Annotated in this window: 13 protein-coding genes; all 13 read left to right on the forward strand. The window is 30.2% G+C overall.

Annotated elements, in window-relative coordinates:
* Nucleotides 1-114: 114 nt before the first annotated feature.
* Entirely contained in the window at nucleotides 115-336 is a 222-nt protein-coding gene (locus L6Q46_RS03650) for a hypothetical protein (protein WP_291283165.1), read from the forward strand.
* 223 nt (nucleotides 337-559) lie between these two features.
* Entirely contained in the window at nucleotides 560-2,509 is a 1,950-nt protein-coding gene (locus L6Q46_RS03655) for a hypothetical protein (RefSeq protein WP_291283166.1), read from the forward strand.
* Between the two features lie 66 nt (nucleotides 2,510-2,575).
* Nucleotides 2,576-3,349: a hypothetical protein gene (locus L6Q46_RS03660; protein WP_291283167.1), complete on the forward strand. Its 774-nt coding sequence runs from the start codon at nucleotides 2,576-2,578 to the stop codon at nucleotides 3,347-3,349.
* Between the two features lie 49 nt (nucleotides 3,350-3,398).
* The gene (locus L6Q46_RS03665) at nucleotides 3,399-4,223 is read left to right on the forward strand and encodes a GIY-YIG nuclease family protein (RefSeq protein ID WP_291283168.1); all 825 of its coding nucleotides are present in this window, start codon (nucleotides 3,399-3,401) and stop codon (nucleotides 4,221-4,223) included.
* Nucleotides 4,224-4,271: 48 nt separating this feature from the next.
* A complete protein-coding gene (locus tag L6Q46_RS03670; RefSeq protein ID WP_291283169.1) occupies nucleotides 4,272-5,081 on the forward strand; it encodes a hypothetical protein in 810 nt (269 codons plus the stop codon).
* A 276-nt stretch (nucleotides 5,082-5,357) separates the two neighbouring features.
* Nucleotides 5,358-6,926 carry a type I restriction-modification system subunit M gene (locus tag L6Q46_RS03675; RefSeq protein WP_291283170.1) on the forward strand — a complete coding sequence of 523 codons (1,569 nt, stop codon included), beginning with the start codon at nucleotides 5,358-5,360 and terminating at the stop codon, nucleotides 6,924-6,926.
* A gap of 2 nt (nucleotides 6,927-6,928) precedes the next feature.
* Nucleotides 6,929-8,101: a restriction endonuclease subunit S gene (locus tag L6Q46_RS03680; protein ID WP_291283171.1), complete on the forward strand. Its 1,173-nt coding sequence runs from the start codon at nucleotides 6,929-6,931 to the stop codon at nucleotides 8,099-8,101.
* Between the two features lie 2 nt (nucleotides 8,102-8,103).
* Nucleotides 8,104-8,532 (forward strand): hypothetical protein, encoded by a 429-nt coding sequence (locus L6Q46_RS03685; protein WP_291283172.1) that lies wholly within the window; start codon nucleotides 8,104-8,106, stop codon nucleotides 8,530-8,532.
* Between the two features lies 1 nt (nucleotide 8,533).
* Nucleotides 8,534-11,407 carry a type I restriction endonuclease subunit R gene (locus L6Q46_RS03690; RefSeq protein ID WP_291283173.1) on the forward strand — a complete coding sequence of 958 codons (2,874 nt, stop codon included), beginning with the start codon at nucleotides 8,534-8,536 and terminating at the stop codon, nucleotides 11,405-11,407.
* Nucleotides 11,408-11,951: 544 nt separating this feature from the next.
* Complete coding sequence (locus L6Q46_RS03695) at nucleotides 11,952-13,448, forward strand: hypothetical protein (RefSeq protein ID WP_291283174.1); 1,497 nt, start codon at nucleotides 11,952-11,954, stop codon at nucleotides 13,446-13,448.
* Nucleotides 13,449-13,840: 392 nt separating this feature from the next.
* Nucleotides 13,841-15,574 carry a HAMP domain-containing sensor histidine kinase gene (locus tag L6Q46_RS03700; RefSeq protein ID WP_291283175.1) on the forward strand — a complete coding sequence of 578 codons (1,734 nt, stop codon included), beginning with the start codon at nucleotides 13,841-13,843 and terminating at the stop codon, nucleotides 15,572-15,574.
* 2 nt (nucleotides 15,575-15,576) lie between these two features.
* The gene (locus L6Q46_RS03705; RefSeq protein WP_291283176.1) at nucleotides 15,577-16,227 is read left to right on the forward strand and encodes a response regulator transcription factor; all 651 of its coding nucleotides are present in this window, start codon (nucleotides 15,577-15,579) and stop codon (nucleotides 16,225-16,227) included.
* Between the two features lie 125 nt (nucleotides 16,228-16,352).
* The coding region (locus tag L6Q46_RS03710) for an Ig-like domain-containing protein (protein WP_291283177.1) at nucleotides 16,353-21,050 on the forward strand (4,698 nt) is incomplete at its 3' end.

The raw sequence follows: 21,050 nt of genomic DNA on the forward strand, positions 1-21,050 counted from the left end.
AATTAACACAAGAAAAAAAGTAGTTTTTAATGAAAAATGGAGGTGGTCATTTTGCTCCGAAATTAGGTGGTCATTTTGAATTGGAATCAGGTGGTCACTTTAAATTGGAATTGGGTGGTCAATATCACTGGAATTTGCAATAGAGAACTATTTAAAAATTTTGAAAATATAATTAATAATACAACAGACTTATTTGTTTCTGGTTATTCATTTAGTGATGAACATTTAAATGAGAAATTAAAAGGGAAAGAATTTAATTATATTAACCACAACAGAAGTAAAGATTTTCCTTTTGATGGAAATGGAAAAAATATAAGAAGTTTAAATGAATTGTAATAAAAAAGTTAACTAACATCTCCAAAATGGCGGCTTAAGGTAGAAATTAAAAGTTTCTCCTTTTTTTGTTGTAAGAGACTTTTATATATCCTTTTTTCTTAATTTAGTAAATAACAAAAGGCTATTTTGCATAGGTTAGTGCAAAATTGAAAGTTTCGACATTCTAATACGTTACTATTGACAAACCCAAAAACGTAACTGTAATTTAAACGCTGGCAAAAATATGAGTTCTAGAAAAGAAATAGAAAGAATAGTTTTTTATTCAAAAGAGGATATGACAAATAATCATAACCTACTTGAAGTAGAAAAATTACTAGATAATTTTATTTCTGAACAAAATTTTACCTTGAATGATTTACTTGAATTTTATAATATAAAGTTATATTTTGACAACGAGCTATTCCCAATTAAATGGAGCATATCCGAAAAAGAAAAGTATATCCAAATCATAGAAGTAAAAATTACTGCTCTAAAAGAAAGGCTATTAAAAATCAACGATCAAAATATAGATGAAGTTATTAAAGATTTAGAGTATAATTATAAGAATAATTTCTGGGAGCTAATAGATCTGTTAAGTATTTATAAAAACATATCACATTCAAAATTTAGTGAGATTCTTGAAAAATTTTCTTACCAAATAAATTATATACTCCAACAAAAGAGTATTGTAAATAAATTCAATAAAGTAATCAGGGATTTTTTGATGTCTTATGAAAATTCTGCTGAGATTTTACTTTCCCAATTTGAAGAAAGAAAAAGTGACAAAAAATCACCTAAATATTATTTTCCAAAAAGTTTGAGTTTGGAAGACAAAGAAAACATCATAAGCACTTACATAGACAGAGATGATTCCAACTTAAACTATATAAGATTAGCCGAAAAATCGAAAGATTCAAATGAATTGAAGCTTTCTGATAAAACAAAATACAAAGCAAAAAAAAAATCTTCAGAAAAAAACAATGAAATTTTAGAAAATGGACATACTTGGAGTATTAGAGTCCAATGCGGACTTAATAAAGACCAAGATGAACCTGCTTTATTTAAAAATGAAAATGGACTAATAGAAGCGACTTACAGCGAAAAGTTTTTAAATGGAATTGAAAACCAAGTTGATTTATTCAAAATATTTAGTTCCCTATTCAATTACACTGATGAAACATCATTAATATATTTAGTAAATAAATTTAGTGAATTAGACGTTATGGAACGTGTAATGGGGCTAAAATCAAAAAATGAGTATGAATTTGGAGAAATCTTTACAAGAAAAGAAATACTCTCGATGATACAGTTACAGCTCTTTGAAGATTATCTAAAAAGAAAGAATAGCGGAATTGAGCAGTTAATTAATTCATTTATTAACTATATAAATGAATTGATTCAACCTAATAAATTAATGTTTCAAGTCAGAGTTTCAGTTTCACCTGAATTAGATAAAATTCGCACACTTTTACCCGATTTCGATTTTTTACTAAAACAATATAAAAATTTAGTTGATGATGGTTATATCGATATTGAACTTCTTCAAATAAGTTCAAAACCTATAGGATTTAGTCAAATCACGAGTCTAAACAAAATAAAATATGTTTATTCAAATAATGAACTTATTCAAACTATTAAGCACATATTTTTTTCTGACCAGAGCCATATGTACTATACAGATAGATTTGGAACAAAACACAAAAACTTATTTGACTTATTAACAAAAGAAACTGTTAATTTAGACGATTTTGCTAACTACCAAAAAAATGTAATTCAAAGTCTCGTTAAAGATGGTTATTTAAAAATCAATGACAATAATAATGTAGTAATTGATAAAATCACTTTTATATATTTAATAAGGGAGCTACATAGAAATGAATTACTAAATTATTGGCATTATCCAAAATTCATTAGAGACGAAATTGACTTATTAATTGAAGAAAAAAAGTTGCTTGTCGAAAACACTTTATTTTCTAAAGAAGAGGTAAAGTACTTTAATTTTTATCTAAATCAAAAGATTTATACAAATGGTTATGATTTAAGAAACAAATATTCACACGGTACAAATACTCAGTCTGAACAAAAACATAAATATGACTATTACTTAATACTTAAAATTATAATCCTTACTTTGTTAAAGATTGAGGATGATATAGTTATAAATAAAAAAACTTCTATTAATAACCGTTCATAACAATTCTAAATCATAGTTCGTCTCGTAAGTCTATACTTTGCAAAAAACTATAAGCAACACAAAAATATGTCAAAAACTGAAAAAATATTTGTCGAAATTGATGAAATAATTAAGGCTATTGACCTTTGTAGAATAGAGCCTTTATTTAGTGAAGAGAAAAATAGAAGGCAAAACAAAATTGTTTCAGTTATACCCAACGACAATGAAATTTTAAAAACACTTTCTCATTTAATTGCCTACAGCCAAAATTCAAATTCTGAAATTGTAGAACAAGTTCTAAAATCTGGAAAATTCGACAATGCATTTAAAGGTTTTAATATAGATGAAGTTGTACAACTAAATCCTTGTGATATAGCAGACGAACATTGGAATGCAATAAAAGGAATAAGACAACAAGCTAAATTATTTCATATTATAAGCTTGTCTAGAAAAATAAAAAAAATCGGTTCTTTTTCTGACATTTTAAATCACACTAATATTCCAGAAAAAATTAAATCCGAAAAAGACATAGAAAAATTTTGGATTGGTTTTGACCAACTTTTAGTAACGCTAAAAGACAATAAAATACCGTTTTTTCAATCAACAACTTCTTTACTACACTTTCTACTAGAAATTGGTTACGATTGCGTAAAGCCCGATTTAGTTGTCATGAAAGTTGCTAAAAAATTAAACATTGTAGAAAACGAGACAGGAGATAAAAACTTCAGAGAAACAGTGCGATTTATTCAGGAATATTCAATTGACAGAAAAATTAAACCTTCAGTAGTTGACTTTTATTTTTTAATCAACGGAGGACAAATGGGAGCAAAAAAATATGTGACAGCAGAATTTTATAAATAAAAATCAACATCTTTCGTATTTTTGAAATACTCACTAAAGATTCACTCCCATGACACTACACGAAGCAATAGAAAAACTTTTGAGGCAAAACAATCGAGCTATGACTACTCAGGAAATTGCGGATGAGTTGAATAAAAACAGTTGGTATCATAAGAAAGACGGTTCCGAAATTCAAGCACTTCAAATTCATGGGAGAACTCGAAACTATCCATCAATTTTTGACAGAGACGGTTCAACCGTTTTTTTAGTTGGACAAGCCAATAAAAAGGTTGCAACCCCAAAATTGAAATCAGCTAAACAACCTAAACAAGTTGTACAAAATTCAATTAGTGATGTAAATTCACTAGAAAAAACGTTAATGAAAGAAGCCAATTTTAAAAGTATAAACGAAATTGACTCCTTAGTTCCTGATGCGTCTGGACTTTATTGTATTCGCATCACGGATGTAAACAAACTCCCCTCGCCTTTCAATTCAATTTTAAAAGAGCGAAATCACAATATTATTTACATTGGAATTGCTTCGCAAAGTTTATCTAAACGATTCTTAAATCAAGAGATGCGAGCTAAAGGTCATGGAACCTTTTTTAGAAGTATTGGAGCTGTTTTAGGTTACTTACCACCCAAAGGCTCACTTATTGAAAAGAAAAACAAACGCAACTACAAATTTATCCCCGAAGACGAACAAAAAATCATCCACTGGATAAATACTAACTTAGTGGTGAATTGGGTTGAAATTAATGCTAATTTAGAAGATATAGAATCCATTTTAATTAACAAATACGAGCCTTTATTAAATTTAGCTAAAAATCCAGCTGCGTTAGAAATTTTATCTGACTTAAGAAAAGAATGTGTAAATATTGCAAATACAATTTAATTGCTTGTTCAAATTTAAATTACTACTTTTCGAATAAATCTTTTAATCATGTGGACATTTATAATAGTTTTAGTTGCAATAATTAGTATTTGGGCTATCATTAGTAATAAAAACGATAACGAAAAAACTAGAGAATACTTCAATAACAAAGGAGGATTAAAGACAATTTTTCCAAACTTGGTTAATATTCTTGAAAATGAATACGATATGACTTTAAAATATGATGATGGCAGAAAGTTTTGTTTCAAAAAAATTGAAGATGACAAAGAATTAAATATTGGATTAAAATTAGAATTTAACAATGTTAAAGTTATTTTTTCAGAATTACATAAAAAAGGAAATTTACTAAGAGGGACTGATGTTACTTTTCATTCTGATAACGATTACAAAGAATTGACAAAATTAATTCAATTAAGTATTGCCAACTTGAATACTTCAATAAACACTCAATTTCACCAAAAAAAATATCTAAAAGAGTGGGAAGATTTTATCTCAACATCTAAAAATGAAAATTTCATTGATTTTCATGTAAAAAATCTTTTTATGATTGACGATATAGATCCGAAAAAGTTTTTATTAAATCTTAGGTACAAAAAAATAGGTTTTGATATTGATAATGAACAAACCTCTTCGATGAATGAAATATACTTTACTCCTCCAGCATTTACTGATTTTTTTATTGCTGCCTATCCAGATGTTTATCTATGGGTACAAAAAAATTATTCTCGTGTAGAAGCTTATAAAAATCTTGAAAAAGAATCAGAAGATTATTTTAAGTATATAGAAAACTTAATACCAATGTATCGAAAAATGATAAACCAATACAAAAGAGAAAACAACCAACTTGAATGTAGATAAATTATTTAAACTTTTCTGTTATATAAGATTTAACGAAAAAGCAAATCTTAAACACAGTCAAACATTTGTAGAATTAAATTTGCTACAAGAGTATTTTGAAAAAGATAATAGGCTTCCTAAATGGAATCTTAAATTCTAATTTTCAAACCAATTTGTTGATGCGCAACCATTTTGCAACTACCCATTGCAACCTTTAAATTTATCCTTCAAAAACATTGCTCATCCCAATTAATTCAAATAAATTTGAACAAATCATAATACAAAAAAAAATCCACAATGTCTGAAGACCAAAAACGAGTATTAGAACAACAACTATGGGGAATTGCCAACCTTTTGAGAGGCAAAATCAGTGCCGACGACTACCGTGATTACATTCTAGGATTCATTTTTTACAAATACCTTTCCGAAAAACAATATTTATACGCTAACGACTTATTAGAAGGCGAAGAAGTAACCGATTACGCTAAAGTAACCGACAAAGAAACACTTCAAGCCATTGAAGAAGAATCGTTATTGAAACTGGGGTATTTCTTAAAACCTACCGAACTTTTCTCGGTTATTGCCGCTAAAGGAAACGCTAATACCGAAGTAGAAAGCAATTACATCATCGACGATTTGAAAGCGGTGCTGAACCACATCGAGTTGAGCACGATGGGTACCGAAAGCGAAGACGATTTCAATGCGTTGTTTGAAGATTTGGATTTGAATTCTACTAAAATTGGTAGAACACCCGAAGCTCGAAATACGATTATCGTTCAAATTTTAAACCATTTAGACCAAATCGATTTCAAGTTAAAAGACATTGATTCTGATGTTTTGGGTGATGCTTACGAATACTTAATTGCAAAATTTGCTGCTGGTGCTGGAAAAAGTGCTGGCGAATTCTATACACCCCAACAAGTGTCTAAAATATTGGCACAAATTGTAACTACTGGAAAATCGAAAATTAAATCGGTTTATGATCCTACTTGTGGTTCGGGTTCGTTGTTGTTACGTGTGGCAAAAGAAGTGGAAGTGAGTGAGTTTTACGGACAAGAACAAAACCGTACGACCTACAACTTGGCTCGAATGAACATGATTTTACATGATGTGCATTTCCGTCAGTTTGATATCAAACATGAAGATACTTTAGAACATCCGCAACATATTGACAAACGTTTTGAGGCTGTGGTGGCTAACCCTCCTTTTTCGGCACATTGGAAAGGCGATGCCAATCCCCTATTTAGTACCGATGAACGTTTTAGCCAATACGGAAAGTTAGCCCCAAAAACCAAAGCCGATTATGCCTTTTTATTACACATGGTGCATCAATTAGCCGATAACGGAATAATGGCAACCGTTGTGCCGCATGGTGTTTTGTTTCGTGGTGCTGCCGAAGGTACTATCCGTGAATATTTGATTAAAGAATTGAATTATTTGGATGCCATAATTGGTTTACCTGCTAATATTTTCTACGGAACTTCCATCCCAACCTGTATTATGGTATTTAAAAAATGCCGTGAAAAAGACGATACCATTTTATTTATTGATGCTAGTGGCGATGACAATTATGCAAAAGAAGGCAACCAAAACGTATTGCGCCACCAAGACGTGGAAAAAATAATTGCAACCTACCGCAACCGAACTGCCATTGAAAAATACAGTTACGTGGCAACCCTTGACGAATTAAAAGAAAACGATTACAACCTGAACATTCCTCGTTATGTAGATACGTTTGAAGAAGAAGATACTATAGATTTAGACCAAGTTGCAACCGATTTAGTAAACATTGCAACCGATTTAAAAACAAATGAAAATACAATTGCAACCTATTGCAACCAATTGAATATTAAAACGCCTTTTTAATTATGGAAAAGTTAGTACCAAAACTACGTTTTCCTGAGTTTGAAGGGAATTGGATTGCCAATAAATTAGGGAATTTTGCAGAAGTATCGAAATTAGCAGGCTATGAATTTACAAAACATGTCATCTATGAAGATTATGGGAAAATAATAGCTTTAAGAGGTCTAAATATAAAAAATAATTCGTTGTTATTAAATGATGTAAAATATATCGATAATAGTGAATTGAATAAGTTAGAAAGAAGTAAATTGTACATCGATGATATGATGTTTACTTACATAGGTACAATAGGAGAAGTTGCGTTAATTGAGGAGAATGACAGATTTTATTTAGCACCAAATGTTTCAAGAATCAGATTCAATAGAAATGAAGTAATACCAAAATTTATTCTTCAATATTTTACTAGAGATAATTTTAAAGAAAAAGTTATAAAAGGATACATCACTTCAAGCTCTCAGCCAGCGCTCACGATGGAAAATGTTAGAAAATTTGAAATAAAATTTCCGTCACTCCAAGAACAACATAAAATCGCTTCGTTTTTAACTTTGGTAGATGAACGTTTAACGCTTTTAGCCCAACAAAAAGAAAAACTAGAGTTGTACAAAAAAGGCGTGATGCAACAAATTTTCTCCCAAAAACTACGTTTCAAAGATGAAAACGGGAATAATTATCCTGATTGGGAAGAGAAGAAATTGGGGGATATTTGTGAAAAAAAATCATCAAACATTTCTGCTAACACACTAGAGAAAAATCAAGGTAAATTTAAAATTTATGGTGCAACTGGATTTTTAAAAAATATAGATTTTTACCAAGAAGAAAATGAATATATTTCTATTGTTAAAGATGGTGCTGGAGTTGGAAGAATTTTATTATGTGATGCGAAATCATCTGTTTTAGGAACTTTAGACAAAATATTTCCGAAACTTAAAATTGATATCTATTTTTTATTTACAACACTAGAAAATATTGATTTCACAAAATATTCAACTGGAAGCACAATACCTCATATCTACTTTAAAGATTATTCTAAAGAAAAAATTAAAATTCCATGCCTTGAAGAACAGCAAAAAATTGCTTCGTTTTTATCGGCTATAGATGTTCAAATTGAGGGAGTTATCAAGAAAATAGAGCAAACTAAACTATTTAAAAAAGGGTTGTTGCAGCAAATGTTTGTTTAGTCATGATAAAAATATATTGCGAAGAAGGTGCATTAACAAAAGATATAAAGGCTCTTAAAAAAGAACCTGACATACTATTATTGTCATTTCCATTTGATAATAAAAATAAAATAACTACATACAGTAAGAAACCAACTGAGTTAACTTGTGATAATACTTTTATAACTTGTGATAGTGATATTATAATTGGAGACACAATTGCTTCTGAAAAGTTTGAAGAGATTTCAAAAGTAATCGGAAGAAAACATTACAGTGATATAAGACATGTTGATACAGCATATAAGGAAAGCTGTCAACTGTTTATATCACCAGATAAAGGTGATATTATAGCAAACAAAGAAAGATTAAAAGAAATAACTAATATAGATTTTTTTCATTGCCAAGACATAGATTCTATTTTAAAAAAAATTGATTCAATTAGAAATAGTTAAAATGACATCACAACCCGAACAAATATTAGAAAATAATCTCGTTGCACAATTAGTAAAATTGGGTTACAAAAAAGTCGAAATCAAAGATGAAACTGATTTGTTAGCCAATTTAAAAGTGCAACTGGAAATTCACAATAAAACCACTTTAACCGATAGTAGTTTTCAGCAAATTTTAAACTACATCAACAAAGGAAACATTTACGAAAGAGCGCAAATCTTACGTGACCGTGTTCCTTATACTGATGAACAAGGTGAAACCAAAACTATTGAGTTAATCAATCAAATTCACTGGTGTCAAAATCAATTCCAAGTTACGCAACAAGTAACTATGGAAGGTAAATATAAAAACCGTTACGATGTTACCATTTTAATCAACGGTTTGCCCCTAGCCCAAATTGAATTAAAACGAAGAGGATTAGAACTTAAAGAAGCGTTTAACCAAATCAACCGCTACGAAAGACATTCGTTTACGGCGGGTTATGGTTTGTTTCAATTTGTGCAATTGTTTGTTATTAGCAACGGTGTGAATACCAAATATTTTGCCAACGCTCCTATAAAAGCACGTTCTTTCAAACAAACTTTTTACTGGACAGACGAGAAAAACAATCTCATCACACAACTTCCTGATTTTGCCGATATCTTTTTAGAGCCTTGTCATTTGTCTAAAATGATAACGAAATACATCGTATTAAACGAATCGTATCGCCTATTGATGATTTTGCGTCCATACCAATTTTATGCTACGGAAGCCATAGTTGAACGAGTAAAAACAACTACTAAATTTGGCTACATTTGGCATACAACTGGTTCAGGAAAAACGCTAACATCGTTTAAAACCGCCCAAATCTTAACCAATTTACCCGAAGTGTACAAAGTGGTTTTTGTAGTTGATAGAAAAGATTTGGATTACCAAACCACCAAAGAATTCAACAGTTTTTCCAAAGGAAGCATCGACGGAACTAACAATACCAATACACTAGTTAACCAATTAGCCGACAATACGAAATTGATTGTTACCACCATTCAAAAACTAAACACGGCTATTTCAAAAAATCGCTATCTAGATCGGGTAACACATTTAAAAGACAAACGCATTGTTTTCATTTTTGATGAATGTCACCGCAGTCAATTTGGAAAAACGCATGACGATATTAAAAATTTCTTTACAGCAAGTCAAATGTTTGGTTTTACTGGAACACCAATTTTTGAAGAAAATGCAGGTTCGAATGAATTTGGTAAACGTACAACGGCTATGTTGTTTGAAAAATGTTTGCACAAGTACGTAATTACCAATGCCATTAAAGACGAAAACGTTTTGAAGTTTTCCATCGAATACATTAGCACGTTTAAAAGAAAAGATGAAATTTTAGACATTGAAGTAGAAGCCATTGACGAAGCCGAAGTAATGGAAGCTCCGCAACGTTTAAACAACATAGTAGATTACATTATTACCAATCACAGTAGAAAAACACACAACAAATTATTCACTGGAATGTTTTGTGTTTCTAGCGTTGAAACTTTAATTAAATACTACCAATTATTCCATCAAAAGAAACAAGAAGGTTTGCATAATTTAAAGGTTGCAACCATTTTTTCGTATGCAGCAAATGAAGATGATACCGAAGCAAAAGGACTTTTTATTGATGATGAGTTTTCAGAAGAAAACCCAACAGAATTATTAATTGCTGCCGAGCCAAAAAGCAGTTACAACAGCAAACACAGTAGAGAATATTTAGACGATTTTATTTCGCATTACAACAAAGAATTCAATACAAATTATTCCACTCGAGACAGTCAAAGTTTTTATAATTACTATAACGACATTGCAAAAAGGGTAAAAAACAAAGACATTGATATTTTGCTAGTCGTAAACATGTTTTTAACGGGTTTTGACAGCAAAACTTTAAATACACTTTACGTAGATAAAAACTTGAAATATCATGGATTAATTCAAGCCTATTCCAGAACAAATCGAATCTTAGACGAAGTAAAATCACAAGGAAATATCGTTTGTTTCCGAAACTTAAAAACTGCAACTGATGATGCTATTCAATTGTTTTCCAATTTGGATGCTAAAGAAATCATCATCATGGAGCCTTACGAAGATTACGTAAAACGTTTTGATGAAGCTTTTGCCAATTTATTAGCAATTGCTCCAACGGTTGACAGTGTAAACGGTTTTGTTACTGAGGAGCAAGAATTGGAATTTGTAACCGCTTTTAGAGAATTAATGCGTTTAAAAAACAAGTTAGCCACTTTTACAGAGTTTAGTTTTGATAATCTGCAAATGGAAGAACAAACCTTTGAAGATTACAAAAGCAAGTATCTGGACTTATACGACAAAACCAAATCTGAAAACGCAAAAGAATTAGTGTCCATTTTAGACGACATTGACTTTGAATTGGAACTTATCCACCGTGATGAAGTGAACGTTTCTTATATCATGAAATTACTAGCGCAATTAAAAGAAGAAACGTCGGAACTAGAACACGAAAAACAAAAACAGAGAATTATTGACATCATTGCGGGAGAAACGCAATTAAGAAGTAAAAGAGAATTAATCGAACGATTCATCAACAATCATTTACCACAAATTGAAGACACGGATTTAATCGAAGAAAAATTTGATGAGTTCCTAGTTGGGGAAAGAAAAGTTGCTATTGAAAATTTAAGCTCTGAAGAAAACTTAAATCAAATCGCTTTGGAGCAAGTTATCGGTAATTATCTTTTTACGAACAAAACACCTTTACGTGATGAAATCATTGCAACCATGCAACAACGACCTTCACTAAAGGAACGTGCCTCAACAACAGAACGAATCACTAATAAGATTATCAACTTTGTGGAAACGTTTATTAGTGGTTTTGCTGGTTAATAATCTAGCCGCAACTAAAGGTTGCAACCTTTAGTTGCAACCAAAATCATATAAATGGTACGTGAAAGTACGTGAACGGTACGTGAATGGTACGTGACGAGGTACGTGAAAATGAATCACGTGGTACGTGAACGGTACGTGACGTGGTACGTGAAATTTCTCAAAAAACTAGCTCACTATTTCGAATTTTAAAAAACATATTTAATTCCCTTTTTTATTAAAAATAAAGCAGTATTTTTGGTCTTATAACCGTAAACACTACAGTAAACGATTTTGTCAAAAAACACCTATTTTTCGTGTAAAAAATAAATATTGGGGCAATTCATAACCCTGAGGTCACGGGTTCAACTCCCGTCTTCGCTACGAAAAGTAAAACCCTAAACAACAATTGTTTAGGGTTTTTTTTATTATTATTTATTTTTTAGAAGTATTTTAAAAACTAAAAAACAATAAAATTAAAAATTTGATTTGCAACTATTTTATTTCGATTTATTTATTATTTTTATTAAAAAAATAAATACCCACTAAATAATTAATAATTTACATGAAAAAAGGCAGCTTAATTTCACTACTACTCTTTTTAAGTTTTTCTATTTTTTCACAATCCAACCAAGAACTGAGTCTCGAAAAAGAAATCGACAAATTAGAATTAGATTTTTACAAAGAAGGTGTCGAAAACTTAAAAAATCTAGATAAACGATCGCTGGATCTTTATGAAAGAAGTAAAAAAGAAGACTACAAGCGAGGAATAATTATTGCTTCAAAAATTTATACTGTCATAATGTTTAACAGTGGAAATTTAGATGAAGCATCTAAGTTCATAAAAGAGGGAATTGAACTATCCGAAATTGAAGAAGATTACAAAAGTTTAGCTTCCTTTATGGCTACTAAAGCTAAAATCTATCAACATTCTGGGATAATTGACAAAACAAAATCAACAGTTTTTGAAGCTTTAAAAATTTCAGATAAAATTAATGTTAAAGACGATAAGCATACTTCTAAAGTATATTTATATGTTATCTTTTTAACTAATGGAATAGCTCAAACTTTTCCAAAAGATTCTCTCTTCTATTTTAGAGAGCAAATGCTCAAAGAGGCAAAACAAATCTCTAAAAAAAGTCTATCTAGAAATAATGCATTAGCCTATGCAGAATTAATTTTTGCTCAAGAATACATGTATGGTTTATCTGAAGATCATAAAGTTGCAATTACACATTTAAAATTTGCCGAAGAACTTGCTTTAAAATCAAAGAGCAATATGATTAAAGCCATGATTTACAAAGATTTGGGAAAAGCTCATAATTTTATTAGCGAATTTAAATTATCTGCCAAGTATTATGAAGAAGCCATTAAATATGCAGAAGCTTCTGGAAACAAGATATTTTTGACCTTGATAAATAATGAATATGGAGAACTATTATTAAAACTTGGCAAAGAAGAAAAGGCAAGTAAATTATTAGTTAACTCCATTAGTAATTCTATTGAAATTGATAAATCTAAAGGAAAGGCTCTAGAAAATATTCTTAAAGATGAACTTCCTGAAAAAAAAGAAGAACCTAAATCTTTCCCCAAGTTCTACTATATTATTATTCTGTCAATTCTTAGTTTAGGCATATTTTTAGTCTATTATTGGAAAAAATCTAAAAAAAGTGAGTTAATTAAAAATGAAAATAATTACGAAATTTTGGATTTAAAAAATGATTATGAAGTTATTGAAAATGAAAATAACTCAAAAGATATCATACCAATTGACGCAGTTTTAGAGCTAAAAAATATTGCTGAGAAGGATAATAAGTTGTTTTTAGAAAGGTTTAAAGATGTTTTTTCTGAACACATTACAAAACTAACCACCACTTATCCTGATCTAACTCTTAGCGATTTAGAAATTTTAGCTTACTTTAGATTGAATTACACCGCTAAAGATATTGCACGATTTACCAATTCAAGTGTAAGATCTATCGAATCAAAAAAATATAGAGTAAGAAAAAAACTGAACTTAGATAGTGAAGAAGATTTATACTCTTGGCTCTTAAATTTTTAATTTTTTATTCGTCAAAAACAAAAAATCCAGTTTTTCAACTGGATTTTTTTTGTTTATACTATTTCATAAAAAATAAAAATCTCTTTTTTACTACTCACAACTACTCACTTATTTTTAAAACAAATACTAAATTATTGATTTTCATTGTTTTAAAAAAAATTTCGACTCGAGTAATATTGCGTATTTCAATTTACCTTTTTAAATAATCAACCGATATAAATTGCACCTGTTGTAAAATTAGTTCTATCTACACGAATAAAATGGTTCTACAAATATTTAGTTAAAGCCATATTATTTTTGTTAACAAAGTAAATTCCTACTAAAAAAAGCAGCTCTATTTTTTTATTTTAAAAACCAGTTTTGAAATCAAACAAAACATAAAAACAATAAAATTGATTAGAAAAATTTTATATTATTTAGATTTAAACTTAAACACTTTAAGAAAACGAAAGTTCGTGCAAATCATTTTGTTACTTACTTCCATTTTTGCGTTACTAATTTTGGTTATTCTTTTATATAATGAATTTGTTAATGAAAATAAACTTCAAAAATATAAAGAGAACTTAGATAATTCATCTGCATTGATTAAACAGAAAGAAATCATAAAAGATGATTATGCCACTATTCATAAAAATTTGCAAGATTTTTTAAATTCAAAAGATACTATCCATTTATTAGATTATTACCAATCATTAGAAAATTTAAATAATCATGTTAATTCATTTATAGGTACCGTATCTAAAGATGAATCCTTAGCCGCATATCTAAATCAAGAAAAAATTAATCTAATTAGAATAAATGAAGAAAAACAATTGTTGGATTCATTGATATCTGTACAAAAAAATCCTAAAAACAAAATTGATTTCCCCGCTGTAAATTTCAATTCGTTTGATTACAAAGACATTTTAAATAGTGTACAAGTGGAGTCTTACATGCTTGTAGATAGTGTTGAACGAAAAGGATTGTTTAGTAGAATTGGTGATGCATTTTCTGGCAAAGTGGATGTTCAAAAAGAAAAGTTGAATGTTACTATTACAATGAAATACGGAAAAAATGTCACTACTGGAAATATCGAAGAGCAATTAGCAAATGCTTTTAAGCGAACGAATAGTTTCTATTATAATGAATTTGGACAATTAAGAAAGAAATTAAACACAACTGAAAATTTTGCCGAAAATAATTATACTATTTTAATGCATAGTGAATTCATTATTAATAGTATAAATAAAGCACTAACTGTATTTGACAAAACAAACAAACAGAACTTTGATAACCAATTCAGAACCAATAATTCAATAAGACGCTATACCATTTTTGGCTTACTATTCGTATTATTTATAATATCTGGAATACTTATTATTTTAACTTATTTGGCATTTAACTACGAAAACAGGCTTATAGAATCCAAAGAGAAATTACGTCAAAGTTTGAATTTTAAAAACCGAATTGTTGGAATGATTAGTCATGAGATTCGTTCTCCATTAAACATTCTTTCCATGTATCTAAAATCAATTTTTAATAATACAAATAATCCTTCTTTGAAAGAGTCTGTGCAATCTATCCAATACACGACAAATTCAATGTCGTTAATGGTTAATCAAATTTTAGAATTTTCGAAAAATGAAAATAAAAAACTAATTCTCAATAAGGAGCGATTCAACTTAAAACAAAACATTGAAGAGACTTTAAAAAACCTCAATTGTCTTGTAGAAAGCAATCAAAACCAATTAATCATTCAAAGTAATATTACAAATGATTGTTTTGTAGATTCAGATAAAATCAAACTACAACAACTACTCTACAATTTAGTTGGTAACGCCAATAAATTTACTTCAAATGGGCAAATAAAAGTAGGGCTCTACATAGTTAATGAGTTTTCAAAAAATATAAATCTACTATTAACAGTTGAAGATAGCGGAATAGGAATTTCAAATGAGGATTTAAAATATGTTTTTGAAGATTATTATCAGGGAACCATTTCAGATAAAGTAAATAACCTTGGAATTGGATTAGGACTTAATCTATGCAAAGAAATTGTTGAACTATTTGAAGGTGATATAAACATAACGAGTAAAGTTAATCAAGGAACAAAAGTTGAATGTAGTTTATTTTTTGAAGTAAATTAATTATGGGAGAACAATACAAATATAATTTTATAGTTGCCGACGATCATACAATTGTTCGACAAGGCGTAACTTTTATTTTAAAGGGAATCCACAAAAATTCTAATATTTATCAATTAGCAAATTTTTCTGAAATTATTAAAAGAGTAAACACTACTCCTGTAGATTTATTAGTATTAGATATTAGTTTTCCTGATGGAACAAGTTTAAATATTATTCCAACAATAAAAAAAATACAACCCAATATTAAGATTTTAATTTTTTCTGCTTATGATGAAAATATCTATGCTATTCGCTATTTAAATGCTGGAGCAAATGGTTATTTAAGTAAGCTAAGTGATGAGGAAGAAATTAAACTTGCTATAAAATCTGTATTAAATAGCGGAAAATACATAAGTAAGAATATTCAGGAAAAAATTATGGATACTTATATTTTTAATAAACCCAAAAATCCGCTAGAACAACTTTCTAATAGGGAGATTGAAATTGCAAAACTATTGGTTGAAGGTTTTTCTAATATCGATATCTGCAACTCATTAAATATTCAAAAATCAACTGTAAGCACTTATAAAAACAGAATTTTTGAAAAACTAGATATTGATAATTTATCCAGTTTAATACAAATTTTCAGCTTTTATCAAGATAAACGGGAATAAATAAATTGTAGAATTTGTTCTACTTATTTTAAAATAAACATTCTACAAACGACTGATATTTTCAAGTGTAGATTTGTTTTTACATTTTAAGTATCTGATTTATAGATATGTATAAAACATAACAAATGAATAAAAAATTAATTAATAACTATATAAGTATGAAGTTTAAAATTACGTTTTTGTATTTGATGCTATTATTGTTTTTTGGAAACAATTCTTATGCGCAATGCAATGTAAATTCTTTTACAGCTACGCCAACAAATGGAACCTGTTTTGCAAATGGTTCTATTTCGGTTCAAGTACCCGGAGCTGTAAATTGTACTAATTGGATTGCTGTTTTAACACCCTCTAGTGGCCCTGTGCAGCAGTTACCAATTCCTGCGAATGGCGGACCAGTTATTTTCAACAGTTTATCTGCTGGAAATTACAATATTTCATTAGTTAATGGAGGAACTGTAATTCAAGCGCCAAACAACCCTATTGCAATAACTACTACCTATATTAATATGAGTGTAAGTAGTAGTCATACAATTACTACTTGTAATCCAGCTGCCACTAATTATGTAAATAATGCTACACTGACAGCAACAGTTGCAGCAGGTACTGGAACAGGACCATTTGTATATACATGTCCTGGAGCAACAAATTCACCATCTGCTCCTACTATGAGTAGAAGTTATGTTTTTACAGGTTTAGCTGCTGGAACTTATAACTTTTCTGTTACAGATCAAGTTAATGGTCAAGCAGGTTGTGAAGTTACTGTTGGTCAAACAAGAGTTATCCCAGCAAATACAAATCCTCTTTTAAATTTTTCAAATGTAAGATACCTTAGAGTAGGATGCCCCACTTTTTGTAACCAATTTGTTTTATATTTTCCATTTACAAATTATACAAATGTCACTAGTGCTACAATTTCTATAAATGGTGGAGCTTATCAACCATTAGGAGCTTATCAAACATTTGTTTCGCAATTTGTTTGGGGTTTTCCAAGTCCAACAATGACGGTTGGTGACACTTATGTAGCCACATTTACTGATGGTTGCGATGTTAGAGTTGTTTCAGGAACTGTACCCCCAGTATCTACCATACAAACCTATATCGATCCAAGAACAAGTATTGCAAGTTGTAGTGTTGGATATTCAATACATTTTGAATTTTTTAATTCTAATGGTAATACAAAATTTTGCTTATCAAACACACAAGTTACAGTATCAGGAGTTGGAACATTTACTCCATTATCAACAGGTTATTTAGACGTGACAGTTCCTGGACCAGGAACCTATAACATAAATATAACTGATGGCTGTTCTACTGAAACAAGAACTATAATTGTAAATAATGCCGCTCCTAATGTAAATTTAGTTACTATCTCAACAATGCAAACATTAAGAGAAAATACTGGTGGAATGTTTTTTAATTATCCTAATAGTTCAAATCTACAACTTCCATTTACATATTCAATAATGCCAGCTGATGGTAGCACATCAAGAACATTCACTTCTACTCATCCTTACAATTTAGCAGGAACTTTCACTGTAAACTTTCCAATAGTAAGAACAGTAAACTCTACAAATCCTATCGACAACGCAAAATTAGTAAGAGATTTACCTATTGGGCTTTACAATGTAACTTTTACAGATGCATGTGGAAACACAATAACTCGTTCTGTAAATATTAATGTTCCCGCAACCTATAATCCAGTGATTACAGTTAACCAAGGATGTAATAATTCGAGTTCAGCAACATACAATTTGAATGCTCCAAACAATGCAAGTTTAAATGGGGTTTTTGATGCAGGAGTAGTACGATTATTTACCAATGTTGGAGGCTTACCTGGTACATTAATAACAACTTTATATCCCGATTCAGGTATTTCATCCAATGGCTACAAATCAGGAACTTTTACAAATTTATCAACAGGAAACTATTTAATTGTAATAGACAGAACTAAATTTGTAGGAATGTGGGGATATTCTGCAGTTACTGGTTTAAGTAATTTTGAAACTTACTATATTCCATTTACAGTAAACCCTTATCAAGATATAACCGTTTCTACAGAATCTGCATTATGTGACATTAATGATACAAATACTGGTGTGGTTTTGGCTCAAATAACTGGCGGAACAGCAGTATATCCTTTAACTTGGCAACTTTTTTCAGTATCTAATCCTACAGTTCCTTTGCAAACTTTTACAGCAAATACAGCTGCAGATGCTAATGCATTAGAACAAAGTTTTACAGGATTAGCAGCAGGAGATTATTTTGTTCGTACTTCAAATTCTTGTTATTCAGTTGATACAAATGTTACGGTTAATGGTATTCAAGTGATCCCACAAGCAAATACTAGTCAATCTGTTGTGTGTCCTGGTAGCAATACGGTTACTTTAAGTGTTAATGCTTCAGAGGATCTTTATGATATTGTTTGGACAGATGATTTAAGCAATGTTATTGGAACTGGAGATAGTGTAACGGTTACTATTAACCAAACTACAACTTACACAGCAACTTTAGAATTACTAACTGTTTTTAATTGTGTTAATTCTACACCGTTTACAAGTCAAATAACAGTTACTTATACGCCTTCGCCAAATTTAAATCTAGCTGTTAATGATATCGATTTATGCCAATTGCAATCAAATCCTGCGGCTATTGTTATTAGTAATTCTGAAGTTGGTTTTACCTATGAAATATTAGATGATTCAGGCAATCCGTTAGTTCCTTCGGTATCTGGAATTGGAAATGGCGGAAACTTAACACTAACTATTCCTAATGCTCAAGTTCCTACAGCAGGAACACAATATTCTGTTTCCGTTACTAATGGAAATCCTAGTTGTAGTAGTACTTTAACAGAAACTATCTTATTTTTTGAAGGTACTCCTGTAATTAACAACACTGTTGTTGGTTCAACTGTATGTTTAAATTTAGATGGAACAATTACGATTAATAATTCTGTCAATTCAGCAACTTATACAATTTTTCAGTCAGGTTCACCTCTAACTCCTTCTATTTCTGGTATTGGAAACAATGGAGATTTGATATTAACAATTCCAGCATCACAATTAGTTGCAGGAACAAATACTTTTGATATACAAATTTCTGGTTCGGGTTGTACAACTTCATTTTTAACCAATCAAGCTCAAATCATTGTTCTTTCAACAATTGCTCAAATTGGAACAACACAAACAACTTGTGCTGTAGATGGAACAAGTTATGTAGTTACTGCTACTTTCTCAGGAAATGCTCCTTTTACTGCAACAGGAACTGGAATGCCAGGAACATGGGTAGACAATGGAAATGGTACTCACACATGGACTTCTGCTTCAATAGCTACAAATGTTGATTATAATATTGATTTTGAAGATTCAAATTCTTGTAATACTATTAATTTAACAGCTGTTGCTCCAACTTGTATTGTAGACGCCGATTTATCAGTAACTAAAGTAGTAGACAACGCAACACCTAATGTAGGTGATGTGGTAACCTTTACCATCACAGCTACTAACAACGGTCCTAGTGATGCTACAAACGTAGTGGTGACAGATGTGATTCCAAGTGGATACACTATTGCGCTTCCTACAGACATCGTTCCTAGTACGGGTACTTGGACAGCGCCTAACTGGACTATCGGTAACTTAGCGAATGGGGCAAGTGCTACTTTAACTATCACAGCTACAGTTAATCCAACAGGGCCTTATGACAATACTGCAACTATCGATGGTAATGAAAACGACCCTGACCCATCTGATGATAGCGATACAGAAGTTGTAACGCCAAATAACTATACTTATGCTATTGATGATATTAATACTTCATTAATAAACACACCTGTAACTGGAAATGTATTAACTAATGATTTCGATTTGGAAGGAAACACACAAACTATAGCTTCTAATACAAATCCATCAAATGGAACTGTTGTTATGAATCCAGACGGAACTTATACTTATACACCAAACTCTGGTTTTACAGGAACAGATTCATTTACATATACTGTTTGTGATAATGGAACACCAATAGCTTGTAGTACTGCAACTGTTACTATTAATGTAGAAGAAATTTTAATTTCTTCAGGAAATAATGATTTAGTAGCAAATAATGATGCTGTTATTACAGAAAATGGAACTACAATAACAATTGCTGTTTTATCTAATGATTTTGATCCTGATAACAACACATTTGTAATAACACCTGGCTCTGTAACTGACCCTGCTAATGGAACAGTTATTGTTAATCCTGACGGAACAATAACTTACACTCCAGACCCAGGTTATGAAGGAGAAGATACATTTACCTATCAAATTTGTGATAATGGTTCTCCAGTATCTTGCGAAACTGCCACTGTCATTGTAACTGTTTTACCAAATAGTAGTTCAAATACTACTTATGCAATTGATGACTCATATTTTATCAATTGTTCATCAAATTCTACAATGAACTTATTAGATAATGATTATGATTTAGAAAGTGATTTACAAACTATAAATACTACACCAGTTGTACAACCACTTCATGGAACAGTTACCATAAATACTGATGGTACATTTAATTATACAGTAAATCCATGTTATGCAGGACCAGATAGTTTTGTTTATCAAGTATGCGATAACGGAAGTCCTCAAGCTTGTGATGTTGCAACGGTTTATTTGTTAATTCAAGATACAACTGATCCTACATTTGTTGAAACATTGCCTGCTGATGCAACTGTACAATGTGATGCAATTCCTGCAGCAGTAACATTAACTGCAACGGATAATTGTGGTACTGCAACGGTAACTTTCAATGAAACATCAACAGAAGTTGCGGGAGCTTGTGCAAACTATACC

This window comes from Flavobacterium sp., assembly GCF_023151265.1.
In the GTDB taxonomy this organism is placed as follows: Bacteria; Bacteroidota; Bacteroidia; order Flavobacteriales; family Flavobacteriaceae; genus Flavobacterium.